Origin of the sequence: Rhodopseudomonas sp. BR0G17, from assembly GCF_010907025.1 — a bacterium.
GTDB classification, from domain to species: domain Bacteria; phylum Pseudomonadota; class Alphaproteobacteria; order Rhizobiales; family Xanthobacteraceae; genus Rhodopseudomonas; species Rhodopseudomonas palustris_H.
Window position 1 is genome coordinate 1 of record NZ_QUML01000227.1, and the last position, 395, is coordinate 395.

Genomic DNA, 395 nt, shown 5'->3' on the forward strand with positions numbered 1-395 from the left:
GTTTCGATGGTGCTCGAACCGGCCGCCGACAGGCGGCGTTCGACGTCGGCCGTCAGCGTCGTCACCTGGTTGGCGGTCTCCGACGACACCGTGACCAGCGTGGCGTGAGCCTCGCGCGCCCCGGCGATGATCGCGCTGGCGGTCGAGCTGCCGGCTTCGGTCAGCGTGCGTTCCACCTCGGCGCTGAGCGCCTTGACCTTTTCGGACGACTCTTGCGAGGCCGAGACCAGAGTCGACTGCGCCGCGCGGGCACCGCCGAGAACGGCTTCGGCAGTCGCATTGCCGGCTGCGTACAGCGTGCGCTCGATGTCGGTGGACAGGGAGCGGATCTGGCCGGTGACTTCGGACGAAGCGGACACCAGAGTCGCGTGCGCCTCGCGCGCGCTCGCCAGCAC

1 protein-coding gene is annotated in these 395 nt (G+C 70.1%); it reads right to left on the reverse strand.

Annotated features, from left to right (window positions below; genetic code table 11):
• Window positions 1-359: hypothetical protein (locus DY467_RS25970; RefSeq protein ID WP_246701659.1), on the reverse strand; the 359-nt coding region annotated here is incomplete at its 3' end.
• Window positions 360-395 lie beyond the last annotated feature (36 nt).